The organism is Paenibacillus sp. NPDC057886 (assembly GCF_042796655.1).
Classification (GTDB): Bacteria; Bacillota; Bacilli; order Paenibacillales; family Paenibacillaceae; genus Paenibacillus.
This window is the reverse complement of the sequence record NZ_JBHVMZ010000001.1, coordinates 1,490,484-1,503,155: the sequence shown is the minus strand read 5'-3', so window position 1 is coordinate 1,503,155 and position 12,672 is coordinate 1,490,484. Positions and strand designations below refer to the sequence as shown.

Sequence of the window (12,672 nt, the reverse complement as noted above, 5' to 3'; positions counted from 1 at the left end):
CGGTCCTACCTCCCTTGCCTCCGAGTAAAAATGCCTATCACTATACTACGTGGTTACGCTGTAATCGTTTCGATCCATGAAATGTGCAGCGCAATATTGCATCCACCAGCAGAAACTCCGGTTATGTCCAATGAAAAAAGAAGACAGATCATAACGACCCGTTCCTGTCTCCAGTGTGGCAAGCAATCTGCTCCGCATCTGAGACAGCGCATAGGTTACAAATCGATCGCTTGCTTCACATTGTACAAGTGTAACATAGGCATAAAGGGAATGATCTATCGGCTCATCAAGAGGGCTTACACCAGCGCAAGAAAACTCGGTACGTACGCCTGCTCTGTGAAGCAAAGTCAAGGCATTGACAAGCTCAGCATCCACTTCAACATCGTTCCAAATCTCCGTTCTCTTCGCTGCCACCGTCTGCTTCTCGCGTTCCGTCCACTGCATTAACTCCAGTTTGCGTCTTCTCCATAGATGGGCAGGCTGCTGGCTTAACAGCACTTCCTGTTCTTCATGTAAATCCATAAAGTGATTCCTCCCGTTCCGCGCATGATCTCCGTCACCTTGAACAACGAAAAGAGCACATCCCTGTGCTCTCTGCGTGGCCAAAGGCAAAGGAATGGCTCCACCATTCCTCAGCATGTTGTATTATTGTACCTTTTTCGATGACAGGCATCAAATGGGTTTTCTTTTTTCGTAAATCCAACTTGTTAAAGAAGCAAAAGAGCTATTCATTCAGTGCCAGTTTCAGTGCTTCCAAATTCTGTTGCATTACACCGATGTAATCCATTCCTGCTGTGATTTCCTCTTCCGTCAACCCTTCAATCGGGTTCAACACAGCCGTTTTGGCCCCTATTTCGCTGGCGATGGTCTCTGACACTTTGGATGAAACCAACGTTTCGAAGAAAATCGTCTTCACCTGATGCTCCTTGGCAAAATCAATAACGGATGCCATTTGCGCTGCGGAAGGTTCTTGTTCAGGGGACAGACCGGCAATTGGTACTTGCTTCAGACCATATTCCTGTGCAAGATAGCCGAATGCAGCATGCTGTGTGATGAAATCTTTACGTTTACTGTTTGCCACAGCCGCTTTAAAATCCTGATCCAGTGCCTCCAATTTGGCAATGTAGGTATCGGCATTTTGCTTGAATTGCTCTGCATGTTCAGGCGCAGCCTGTACGAGTCCAGCCTCGATATTCCGTACTTCCTTCACGGCAAGTGCAGGTGACAGCCAAACGTGGGGATCAAGTCCACCGTGATCATGATCATGTGTATGTCCTTCTTCTGCCTCAGCGTCATGATCGTGATCATGCTCCTCTGTCGTGGCTTCATCCGCATGGTCATGCGTGTCCGTTGTATCGGCATGATCGTGTTCATGCTCATCTTCTTCTGAGCCTTCCAGCAAATCGATCCCATGACTCGCTTCCACTTGAATGAGTTTGGCATTGCTCAGACTATCCGTAACTTGATCGATCCAGGATTCCATACCCGCCCCATTATAGACAAGCACATCCGCTTTCTCGATGCTTGCAATATCCTGTGGTGTCGGCTCCCAATCATGTGGCTCCATACCCGCCGGAACGAGTAGATGAACATTAGCCAGATCGCCCGCTACATTTTTGGTGAATTCGTACATCGGATAGAAACTGACCTCAACGTTCAGTTTGGCTTCTTCGGTCTCTGCTGGTACTGGCGTGTTAGCCGAGCTGGTACTGGAGTCGGAAGCGGCTTGATTTTGTCCACAACCGGCTACGATAAGTGTAAGACTGAATAATAATGCAAGAGCTGATTTTTTATTGAATTTCATGTGGCGTATTCTCCCTTGAATGTATGAATAGAGTTGCTCGTTGTTGTTTTCTCTCTTTACGATGACGCTTACGGTTATATCGTCCAATCAGCTTTTGGGCTGATATTCCAATCAATAGAAATACCAACAGGATGAGAGCAATCGTTCCTCCCGGTGGTGTGTTTAAATGGTAAGAGGTTGTCAGTCCGCTAAAAATACCGATTAATCCAGTGACGACAGCAATAAGGATCGCTGCTGCAAAGCTGCGTGACAATCTCAGTGCCAGGGCAGCGGGCAGTACGATTAATGCAGACACAAGCAATACGCCGACAATCGGCATGGCTGAAGCAACGGTCATTCCTGTCAGAACGGCAAATGCAAATGATAAACCTTTGACCTGAATGCCTCCAATGGAAGCTGTCTCTTCATCAAATGTCAAATTGTACAATGGTCTTCGGAGCACGATGAAAAAAATAAGTCCGATGACGCACACAGCCACCATAATCCACAACTGCATATCACTAACTGCAACGATGGAACCGAACAGGTAAGAGCTGAATGTCTTGGACAGATTGGTTTTCAGACTCATGAGCACCACAGCAAGGGCCAGACCCGACGTCATAATGATCGCTACAGGCACCTCGCTATATGTCAGGTAATTTCGCCGGAGTTGTTCCACCAGCAATGCGCCGATAATCGCAATCGCAAATCCACAGATCACTGGATCAAGGTTCATCACAGAACCCAGGGCAACCCCAGCCAATGAAACATGGGACAACGTATCCGCCATCAGCACCTGTCGTCGCAGCATCAGATAGACTCCCAGAATTGGAGCAATGACTCCGATCAGTCCGCCTGCCCAGAAAGCACGCTGCATGAATTCGTACTCAAACACTGCCATTCCTCACTTTCTTGCCGCTCCAGGGTAATCGTCCGGTCCAACCGGTTGCCCATCTCTTCCAGTCCGTGGGTGACCATAATAATGGTCAGTCCGTGCACGTCTGCATAATGGCGCATCAGATCATAAAACCCTTCACGGCTGCGCCGGTCCATGCCTGACGTCGGCTCATCCAGTACGAGTACCTGCGGCTCGCCTGCCAAGGCTCTGGCAATGCAGATTCGCTGCTTTTGTCCACCAGATAGTTCACCAACTCGGGCGTTGCGGTATTCCCACATGCCGACTTCCCGCAAGCTGCGTTCCACAATGGCTTCCTGCTCGGAAGTGAATCTGCGGAACAAGCCGAGCTTGCGGTAACATCCGGATCGCACCAGTTCGATCACCGTACTGGGAAATCCACTATTGAACGATGCTACCTGTTGGGGTACATATCCGATGTTCAGCTTGCTGCCACGTACGGACTGTGCATCCATATGTACCGTGCCGCTCCAGGGCTGTAACAGCCCCAGCAGCAATTTCAACATGGTTGTTTTCGCGGAACCATTCGGTCCTGTAATGCCCACAAACTCCCCTACATGGATATCCAGCGACAGTTGGTCAATAACCGGTTCTTTGCCGTATCCGAATACCACATCACGCATGGAAGATAGAATCATGGTTTTTCCTCTTTTCGTAAATATTACGATGTAAAAATGACAAAAAAATTTATCTTGTTTCCCGGTGAATGGTTATCTTTTTCAATCGTGGTGAATACTTCTTCAATTCGATCCGTTCCGGATGGTTACGCTTGTTCTTGGTGGTTGTATAGTTGCGGTCTCCGCACTCGGTGCAGGCTAAGGTTACAATGACTCTCATGGATAGGGCCTCCTTCAATTTAACTAATCGTAATTATTACTATTTAATGATATTAGCCCATGCTTTTACGTTTGTCAACTCCACGCTGGAAATGGATCTCTCAAATCTCGCCAATTCATTAACATCTCTTCTTCCGTAAGGAGTGTCTCATCCAGCGTCCGTTCAATCTCCACTCGGTCCATGTCTATCCCTATGAACACCAGTTTCGTAACCCGATCGCCCCACTGCTCATCCCAATCCGGAATCAGAGGAAGTGTATCACCAAAATGCATTTGTCTCTCTTCATCACTCATTGCTCCTACCCACAACCCGGCTGGTCCCAACTGCTTGGATGTTCCCGCATGACTGAAAGACACCGCCATATGGTTACGTGTAGCCAGCCACATTAAGCCTTTGGAACGTACAATGGTCTCAGGCCATTTCGCAATCCAGCGCAGAAAACGTTCCGGATGAAACGGACGTTTCCGGTGGTATACAAATGAGTGAATGCCATACTCCTCTGTCTCGGGCGTGTGTTCTTCCTTCATTAATTCGCGGATCCAGCCAGCAGACTGGCTTGCTTTTTCAAAATCAAACCGTCCGGTATTCAATATCTCCCTCGGGTCAATCTGTCCATGTGTTGTGCGAATAAGTCGGGCTTCCGGCTGCATGGCGTGCAGTGCTTTTTCTAGTTTGAGCAGCTCGTCTTCCGATACCAGATCACACTTGTTCAGAATCAGCACATCACAGAATTCAACCTGATCCGTCAGTAGATGAACAATCCCCCGTACATCGTCCTCTCCGGCTTCCTGCCCCCGATCCTTCAACGTTTCTTTGGAATAGAAGTCACGCCAGAACTGGGCAGCATCCACGACCGTTACCATCGTATCGAGCCGCGTAAATTTCGTTAAATCAATCCCCAGCTCTTCATCAACATACGTAAACGTCTGGGCAACGGGCACTGGCTCTCCAATACCTGTCGATTCAATCAATATATAGTCAAAAGAACCGTCCAACGAAAGCCGCTCCACCTCTTTCAGCAAATCCTCACGCAACGTGCAGCAGATGCAGCCATTGGACATCTCCACCAGCTTTTCATCAATACGTGACAGTCCACCACCATCCCGGATCAAGCCTGCATCAATATTAACTTCACTAAGGTCATTCACAATGACAGCAACTCGCATGCCCTCCCGATTATGGAGCACGTGGTTAAGTAATGTCGTTTTGCCTGCCCCCAGATATCCACTTAGTACAGTCACCGGAACTCGGGGTTGTACCTGTTGTTCTGACATTTTAATTCCTCCACTCACTTTATCCATGTATACCAAAAAAAGAGGTATCTAACGATATGTAACTCCTTCAACCCAACCGATATAGCAAAAATGGTTTTAATAGTAATTGTTACGATTAAAAAATTAAACTATACATGAACTTTCTTTTGTTTGTCAACATTCCGAGTTTAAATTGTTTATAACAAATATATGAGGACACGCTCTTATTTACATTGAAGGCAGTTCTTTTCGTGACAGATAGAAGGTGGAGCAATAAATAAATACGACAATGATGCCAATAGTTCCAATGAATGATATTGCAAAAAAAGGAAGCACCTCACCGGTTGTGATCATGTTCACCGCATGCTGGCTCATATAGGCCGGATTCAGTATTTGGTACTCGGTTTTGAAAGCAGTGATTCCTTTTAAGAACAACAGTGCAAAGATGGCTACAACCGCAACTCCAGAAGAACGGTTTAATATTGAACACAGCATCAACGTTAGCGTTACCACAAATAAACACCAAACAAAATAAATCCCGAAGCCCGCTGCCATCCTGGATAATGGCAAGCCCTCATACAAATATGAAGTATACACAAGAGATGTGATGAAACCCGCCCCTATTGCAACTGCGATCAGTACAGCCTGACTCAACCATTTACTCAAAAAATACTCTGTTAATGTCGTGTTGCGTGTAAGTACAAAAGCCAACATTCCGTTATGCTTATCCGATACAATTACGCCCATCATGCCTATTACCATAATGATGACACCGAGTTGATCGAACTGGTTCGCCAAAGTTGAAGCCATCACTTCAGCCCCTGTATATTCGGGCAATGTAATATGCGATCCATCAGGCAAACCACCAGCCATCTGCAGAATCTGCGGCAAATAATACGTGGATAATGGCTGTAACATGCCCATCAGAATAAATACAACGGGGAACCATAATAACTTGTAACTCCTTCTGGCCTCCAGCCATTCTTTCCTCCATAAAACCGACCACCGGACTGAGCTCATGATTTCACCATCCTCACAAAAATTTCTTCCAGGCTTTCCTGAACCAATTCAAATTTCTTGAGGGGCAATTGTAAACAATGAATCCTCTCCAGCAACCATATTCGTCCTTGTTCAATGTTTTTCACATGTACCTTTGCCATACTCTCTGTCTGGGTGATTGAATCCACAATGTCTGGATGAACCAGCCGAGGTGCCCATTCCTTCGCCATCGGAGCTTGAATGACAAAAATGGGCTGTTGATTCTGCAGCAGAATCTCTTCCATTGAACCGCTAAACTGTAGATCACCTTCCTTCAAGATCATGATCTGATTGCATAGCTCTTCCGCATCATGCAGGACATGAGTCGAGAACAGAATGGTTGTTTCTTGTTTTAACGTTTTAAGCAGTTCCAACAGATCTCTCCGACCCAGAGGATCAAGTGCTGAAACAGGCTCATCCATAATCAGCAATTGGGGTTGATGGATCAGAGCCTGGGCAATTCCCAACCGCTGCTTCATGCCTCCTGAATATGTACTGATGCGCTTATGTCCATCCTTGCTTAACCCCACTCGTTCCATCAATGGGTTTATTCGTTGATCCAGGGCATGTTTATCGATACCTGAAAGACCTGCCATGAACGTGAGCAGTTCAATACCCGTCATCCAGGGGTAAAAGGTAGGGTGCTGAGGCAAATAACCAATCCTGTGCAGGTACTGGTCATGACACTGTCCCCAAAAGCGAATCTGTCCCCCGGTAGGTTTAATGATATTGAGAAGCATTTTGATAATTGTTGTTTTTCCAGATCCGTTAGGGCCCAGAAGAGCGACACAATCTCCTTCCTGAATCATAAAATCAAGATGCTTGATAATTCGATGTTCAGCATAATCTTTCTGCAAATCTGTAACCTGGAGCATGTTCATCTCACCGATCCCTCTTCCCTATGACAAAATACAAAACAGGTCCAAACAATGAAACAAAAATGATAATCATCGACCAGATCCACTTGTTCTCCTTACTCTGGGTCCCCTTAAACAAATCCCAAAGCGCTACTGAAATCAGAATCAACTGTATAATGAGCAACGGTAAGAGCACAGGCAGCCATTCCCTGATATTCTCAATTCCAACATGGTATCCATAATGCATTTCAATCCCCTCCGTTCATGTCAACATGAGTTAGCCCTACTTCTCCTTATGCGGTATGAACATTCCTGCAAATGTTCTTGTCGAACGGTCCGGCGTTTTCTCGTTTTGAAATGCCTTTTCAATAGATGCTTGGATGGTCTGGGTAAGCTCCTGAAATTCGGTATCCGTCAAATGTAAAGGTGTATTCCAATAGGCAAAGCCTTCTTGTTTATAGTCTTGTGGCGAATTGTTCGTCAGATACGAGGTTACATGCTGAAACAGATTAGCGTGGTACACCGAGAAATGCTGAACATGGTCTTCTGGTGCAGTAAGCTCAACCTCATCCTCCGAGATTTCCAAAGAATCACTCTTAACCATGAAGAAACGTTCTTCTGTGCCAGCCACTTTCCGTGTCTCCACCACTTCAATATGATGTTGATCAAGTAGAAGCTTCATGTGTCGGTATAACGTAGCTTGCGGAATATCCCCCAGCATCTCTGCGATTTGGGCAATGGTTAGCGGTTTTCCTAACAGCAGTTTTTGTACAATCCGCATCCGGACAGGATGAAGTAATAAGTCCATTTTTTTCATCGAAGAAGTTCTCCTTGATTTATCTTATTATTATCATTCTATAAAATGATAATAATACAGTTGATCATTTTATACAAGAGATCTCTTGGCTCAATAGAACTTTAATTAAATCGTAAAATTTATGATTTAACACGTTAACCGTGTATGTTGCTGGAAGTACAAGCATATATTTTACCAAAGTCCTGGCCCTGGAGGTCTATCCAATGAAAATGGCAGCCCATTTAAAGCTTCTGTCATTCCTGATTCCTTGTGCATTCCTTGTTCCCGTGTTGATCACGATGGCTCCCGATCTGAAAGAAGCGTGGAACAGTGAAGCCTTACAAAATATGAAAACGGTATTCGTCAGCATTTTTCTCGAAGCCGCTCCATTTCTGCTCATTGGGGTGCTGTTGTCTTCGCTGATGCAATGGTTTGTTTCTGAGGAAATGATTCGTAAACTAACGCCTAAGAACCCCGTCGGAGGTGTTCTGGTAGCCGGTCTGCTGGGAATCATTTTCCCCATCTGCGAATGTGGCATGATTCCGGTCGTGCGACGGTTGATGCATAAAGGCATGCCGCCCTATATCGCGGTAACCTTTATTCTTAGCGGTCCTGTTGTAAATCCAATTGTCTTTACCGCGACCCTGCTCGCTTTTCCTTCCCATCCCGAAATTACGATCGCCCGTATGGGACTGGGCTTTGCTGTAGCAGCCGCCATCGGTGGTCTGGTGTATATGTTTGTCCGCCAAAATCCTTTGCGTAAACCGAAGGCTACAGTGACGGAGGTCAAGACACATCCCGGATTTAAAATGGCAAAGCCTCATTCACATTCAGCCAATCATGATCACGTGCACGATAAAAACTGGCGCAGCTTTTTCATCCATGCGGGGGACGAATTTGTCGATATGAGCAAATATTTGGTGATTGGTGCTCTCATTACAGCCTGCATTCAAACCTTTATCAGCCGCAGTGACCTCATCTCTCTGGGTAACGGACCTGTCGCCTCCTATGCATTCATGATGGGCTTTGCGTATGTATTGTCTCTCTGTTCAACATCCGATGCATTCGTAGCCTCTGCCTTCTCTCACACGTTTGCGTTAGGGCCGCTATTATCCTTTCTCGTTCTCGGTCCAATGCTTGATTTCAAAAGCACATTGATGCTGCTCTCCACCTTCCGCACGCGGTTTGTCATTGGCTTGAGTCTGGTCATTATTGCGTTGGTTTTCGCAGGGTCGTGGTTGATTAACCTTTTGGCATGAGCATTTAAGAGCATTTATGAGTATATTTAATGACATTCACGATCTGATCAAAAGAGGTGATTACATGAACCATCCTGGTTATACAATGACCAAAGTTCCGGTTACCAAAACTCACCCTATTCAGTGGCATAACCTGATTCGTGCGCTGTGGATCGGCGGGCTCGCTGTATACATCATTCATTTGAATACAACGGATTCTCTTCATTATTACTTGGCGCCGACGATGCAGCGATTGCTTCTCTGCTGCCCTGTTCCCTTTTTGTTTATTGCCGCCATCATGGCCTGGCACGGACTGTTTGGTAATAGCCAGATACAGTGCGACTGTGAGCATCCACCTCCTTCAGGATGGGTACGCAGCTCGCTGATGTATGGATTGATTGCCATTCCATTAGTGCTTGGTTTTCTTTTGCCCGATCAGGCACTCGGCAGTTCCATGGCCAGTCAAAAAGGCATGTCCCTATCCTATGGACCTTCGGAGATTCGGCGAAAAGAACCCCTACCTGATACAGCAGAACTGGACATTAAAGATCTATCCAAAAAAACGGCAGCTTTTGAATCATCTGTACCTGCCACGAAAGTACAATTCGTTCCCCCGGATGAATACAGTCGTGAATTTGCTGAACTGGCAGAGAAGTTATATGCGGAATCGGTCATTAAGGTATATCCTGAAATCTTCTCCGAAACATTAGGTTCCATCGACATGTTCCAACGACAATTCGCAGGCAAGGCCATCAGCCTTACCGGGTTTGTATATCGAGACAAAAGCATGGATCATGAATCTCATTTTGCATTAGGGCGATTTCTCGTGATGTGCTGCCCGGCAGACGCGGCACCCTTTGGCGTGATGATTCATGTCCCGAATGCAGACAGCTTTCCTACAGACAGTTGGGTACAAATCGATGGCACAATTGGTTCGGCCCAAGTGAACGGCGAGGATACCATTGAGATTCGGGCGACGAAGGTAACGCCGGTCGATCAGCCATCCACCCTTTACATTTACACCAGTGCCGATTCGGTAAAGGCGTATGGTAAATTACAAAATAAATAAGAAAAGCCCCGAAGCTATGAAATGCACAGCTTCGGGGCTTTAAATTTAATTCATAAGTTTAACCTTGTATGCCCTGATATATTATTCAGTTACGATATCATGCACCAATACAGGAGCATCCGCATGATCTGCAATAGTAATGTTCTCTTTGATCTTCGCGATTACGTCTGCCACGTCTTCACGATTGGCATGGATCGTTACGAGGGATTCACCAGCTTTAACCTGGTCACCCACTTTTTTGTTGAGCATCAGGCCCACAGCAAGATCGATCTCGGATTCTTTTGTTGCACGGCCTGCGCCGAGCAGCATTGCAGCAGTACCGATTTCGTCAGCGACGATACCAGCTACATATCCGTCTTTATCCGCTGGTACTTCAACCAGATATTTCGCTTGCGGCAAGCGATCCGGGTGATCTACAACTGAAGCGTCTCCGCCTTGGTTTGCCAAGAAGTCTTTGAATTTATCCAGTGCTTTACCGTTCTGGATCACTTCTTTCAATTTCTCCTCAGCATGCTCCAGGGAGTCAGCTTTGCCAGCAAGGAATACCATTTGACGTCCAAGTGCCAGACAGAGTTCTTCCAGATCTTTTGGTCCTTTGCCTTGCAGCGTAAGAATGGCTTCTTTCACTTCAAGTGCGTTACCGATAGCGAAACCCAGTGGTTGGGACATATCGGAAATGACAGCCATCGTTTTGCGACCTACATTGTTACCGATGCTTACCATGGCATGTGCCAGTTCTTTTGCATCTTCCGTAGTCTTCATGAATGCACCAGCACCTGTTTTGACATCCAGTACGATGGCATCGGCACCTGCTGCAATTTTCTTACTCATAATAGAGCTGGCAATGAGTGGGATGGAGTTAACGGTAGCTGTAACATCACGCAATGCATAGAGTTTTTTGTCCGCCGGCGTGAGGTTGCCACTTTGACCGATAACGGCAACTTTATGTTCGTTAACAAGTCGGATGAACTCTTCTTTCTCCAACTCCACGTGGAAGCCTGCAACAGATTCCAGTTTGTCTGTTGTACCACCTGTGTGACCCAATCCACGTCCAGACATTTTGGCAACAGGAACATCCAGAGCAGCAACGAGCGGTGCCAGTACCAGCGTTGTTGTATCGCCCACACCTCCCGTGGAGTGCTTGTCTACCTTAATGCCTTCGATTGCGGACAGATCAATGGTCTCGCCCGAGTTCACCATGGACATGGTCAAATCTGCGCGTTCCTTATCTGTCATATCCTTGAAGAATACGGCCATCGCCCAAGCGCTGACTTGATAATCCGGGATTTCTCCTTGTGTATATCCTTGAACAACAAAATCGATCTCAGCTGTTGTCAGTTCTTTTCCGTCGCGTTTCTTAGCAATAATGTCTACCATTCTCATGATGATCTCTCCTTCGTTGTGGGTGATTATATAGAACACTTTGTGCAGAGTCCGTTACAGACCCGGATCGTTCTTTCGATCGCTGTTGTCTCCAAATTTCTTTGAATCACCTTTAGTCAGGTTGAAATTCGGAGACAAAGGCGAACGCTTCGCTTCTTCAGAATCGATTCCGTTTCCTGCACTATGCGCTTAAAACAAAAGTATCGATCAAAATCAATGAATATTGAATATAAAATGCAACATATAATGTTGTCATCCTATAACACTTTGTGCTGAGTCCGCTACGGCCCGGATCGTTCTTTCGATCGCTGTTGTCTCCAAATTTCTTTGAATCCCCTTTAGTAAGGTTGAAATTCGGAGACAAAGGCGAACACTTCGCTTCTTCAGAATCGATTCCGGTTCCTTCACTACGTGCTCAACACAAAAGTTTCGATACAATCACTTGATAGTTTGTTAAAAGAACACTTTGTGCTGCATCCGTTCCGGACCCGGATCGTTCTTTCGATCGCTGTTGTCTCCAATTTCTTTGAATCCCCTTTAGTAAGGTTGAAATTCGGAGACAAAGGCGAACGCTTCGCTTCTACAGAATCGATTCCGGTTCCTCCACTACGCTCGTGGAACAAAAGTTTCGATTAAAATCAATTGATATTGATAAATTAAATGATTTACAGCGTGATTGCTGTTTCCAGTGCTACTACCATCATGTCGTTGAACGTTTTTTGGCGCTCTTCAGCGGAAGTCTCTTCACCTGTCAGCAAGTGGTCACTTACCGTCAGGATGGTCAGTGCGTTTACGCCAAATTTAGCTGCGAGTGTGTACAGTGCCGTTGTTTCCATCTCAACGCCCAGTACGCCGTGCTGCATCAACTTTTCAGTCACGGAACGGTCGTCACGATAGAATGAATCGGAGCTGAATACGTTACCGACGTGAATTTTCATGCCTTTTGCAGTTGCGCGGTCATAAGCTTCTTTCAGCAGGGAGAACGTCGCGATCGGGGAGAAATCATATCCACCAAATACGAGCTTGTTCATGCTGGAATCCGTACAGGACGCTTGAGCAAGGATAACATCACGAACACGTACGTGTTCCTGCATACCTCCACAAGTACCTACACGAATCAGGTTTTTCACACCATATTCGCTGATCAGTTCGTTAGCATAGATGCTGAACGATGGAATCCCCATGCCCGAGCCTTGCACCGAAATTCGGTGTCCTTGATATGTACCCGTGAATCCGAGCATTCCGCGAACTTCGTTGTAACAAACGACATCTTCAAGGTACGTATCTGCAATAAATTTTGCACGCAATGGGTCTCCTGGCAAAAGGATTGTTTCTGCAATATCTCCGGGTTTAGCTCCAATATGTGTACTCATGATTAAATCTCCTCCAGTTATCCATAGCATTGAATGAAGGCCAGGGACCGGAGCAGCCGCAGCTGCCCCCGAGGTTATCCTGTCCGACTTTATGTTTCAAGAAAATAACAGCTTTCCCCAAGTTCAGTT

Annotated in this window: 14 protein-coding genes; 2 read left to right on the top strand and 12 right to left on the bottom strand. The window is 46.1% G+C overall.

Annotated features, from left to right (window positions below; all coding sequences use genetic code 11):
* Positions 1–45: 45 nt before the first annotated feature.
* The 10 genes from ACFVQB_RS06620 to ACFVQB_RS06575 form a co-directional block, all read right to left on the bottom strand.
* Positions 46–522: a hypothetical protein gene (locus ACFVQB_RS06620; RefSeq protein ID WP_379435827.1), complete on the bottom strand. Its 477-nt coding sequence runs from the start codon at positions 520–522 to the stop codon at positions 46–48.
* Between the two features lie 202 nt (positions 523–724).
* Positions 725–1,804: a metal ABC transporter substrate-binding protein gene (locus ACFVQB_RS06615; protein ID WP_379435824.1), complete on the bottom strand. Its 1,080-nt coding sequence runs from the start codon at positions 1,802–1,804 to the stop codon at positions 725–727.
* Positions 1,791–2,684, bottom strand: coding sequence for a metal ABC transporter permease (locus ACFVQB_RS06610; RefSeq protein WP_379435821.1), 894 nt, complete (start codon positions 2,682–2,684; stop codon positions 1,791–1,793). Before ACFVQB_RS06610 ends, ACFVQB_RS06615 begins: the two co-directional genes overlap by 14 nt.
* On the bottom strand, positions 2,630–3,337 hold the full coding sequence (locus ACFVQB_RS06605; RefSeq protein ID WP_379435819.1) for a metal ABC transporter ATP-binding protein: 708 nt from the start codon (positions 3,335–3,337) through the stop codon (positions 2,630–2,632). Before ACFVQB_RS06605 ends, ACFVQB_RS06610 begins: the two co-directional genes overlap by 55 nt.
* A gap of 49 nt (positions 3,338–3,386) precedes the next feature.
* Positions 3,387–3,536: a 50S ribosomal protein L33 gene (gene rpmG / locus ACFVQB_RS06600; RefSeq protein ID WP_379435816.1), complete on the bottom strand. Its 150-nt coding sequence runs from the start codon at positions 3,534–3,536 to the stop codon at positions 3,387–3,389.
* Between the two features lie 74 nt (positions 3,537–3,610).
* Positions 3,611–4,810, bottom strand: a complete 1,200-nt coding sequence (locus ACFVQB_RS06595) for a GTP-binding protein (protein ID WP_379435812.1) — start codon at positions 4,808–4,810, stop codon at positions 3,611–3,613.
* 207 nt (positions 4,811–5,017) lie between these two features.
* Positions 5,018–5,809, bottom strand: a complete 792-nt coding sequence (locus ACFVQB_RS06590) for an ABC transporter permease (RefSeq protein WP_379435809.1) — start codon at positions 5,807–5,809, stop codon at positions 5,018–5,020.
* The gene (locus ACFVQB_RS06585) at positions 5,806–6,708 is read right to left on the bottom strand and encodes an ABC transporter ATP-binding protein (protein WP_379435806.1); all 903 of its coding nucleotides are present in this window, start codon (positions 6,706–6,708) and stop codon (positions 5,806–5,808) included. Before ACFVQB_RS06585 ends, ACFVQB_RS06590 begins: the two co-directional genes overlap by 4 nt.
* Before the next feature lies 1 nt (position 6,709).
* The gene (locus tag ACFVQB_RS06580; protein ID WP_379435804.1) at positions 6,710–6,931 is read right to left on the bottom strand and encodes a PLD nuclease N-terminal domain-containing protein; all 222 of its coding nucleotides are present in this window, start codon (positions 6,929–6,931) and stop codon (positions 6,710–6,712) included.
* Positions 6,932–6,967: 36 nt separating this feature from the next.
* On the bottom strand, positions 6,968–7,501 hold the full coding sequence (locus ACFVQB_RS06575) for a helix-turn-helix domain-containing protein (protein WP_379435801.1): 534 nt from the start codon (positions 7,499–7,501) through the stop codon (positions 6,968–6,970).
* A gap of 203 nt (positions 7,502–7,704) precedes the next feature.
* Between ACFVQB_RS06575 and ACFVQB_RS06570 the strand changes: the two genes are divergently transcribed.
* Positions 7,705–8,739: a permease gene (locus tag ACFVQB_RS06570; protein WP_379435798.1), complete on the top strand. Its 1,035-nt coding sequence runs from the start codon at positions 7,705–7,707 to the stop codon at positions 8,737–8,739.
* A gap of 64 nt (positions 8,740–8,803) precedes the next feature.
* Positions 8,804–9,787, top strand: a complete 984-nt coding sequence (locus tag ACFVQB_RS06565) for a TIGR03943 family putative permease subunit (RefSeq protein ID WP_379435796.1) — start codon at positions 8,804–8,806, stop codon at positions 9,785–9,787.
* 81 nt (positions 9,788–9,868) lie between these two features.
* On the opposite strand, the gene ACFVQB_RS06560 is transcribed toward ACFVQB_RS06565, so the two are convergent.
* Positions 9,869–11,170 (bottom strand): pyrimidine-nucleoside phosphorylase, encoded by a 1,302-nt coding sequence (locus ACFVQB_RS06560; RefSeq protein ID WP_379435793.1) that lies wholly within the window; start codon positions 11,168–11,170, stop codon positions 9,869–9,871.
* Between the two features lie 665 nt (positions 11,171–11,835).
* Positions 11,836–12,543 (bottom strand): purine-nucleoside phosphorylase, encoded by a 708-nt coding sequence (deoD, locus tag ACFVQB_RS06555; protein ID WP_090995905.1) that lies wholly within the window; start codon positions 12,541–12,543, stop codon positions 11,836–11,838.
* Positions 12,544–12,672: the final 129 nt, after the last annotated feature.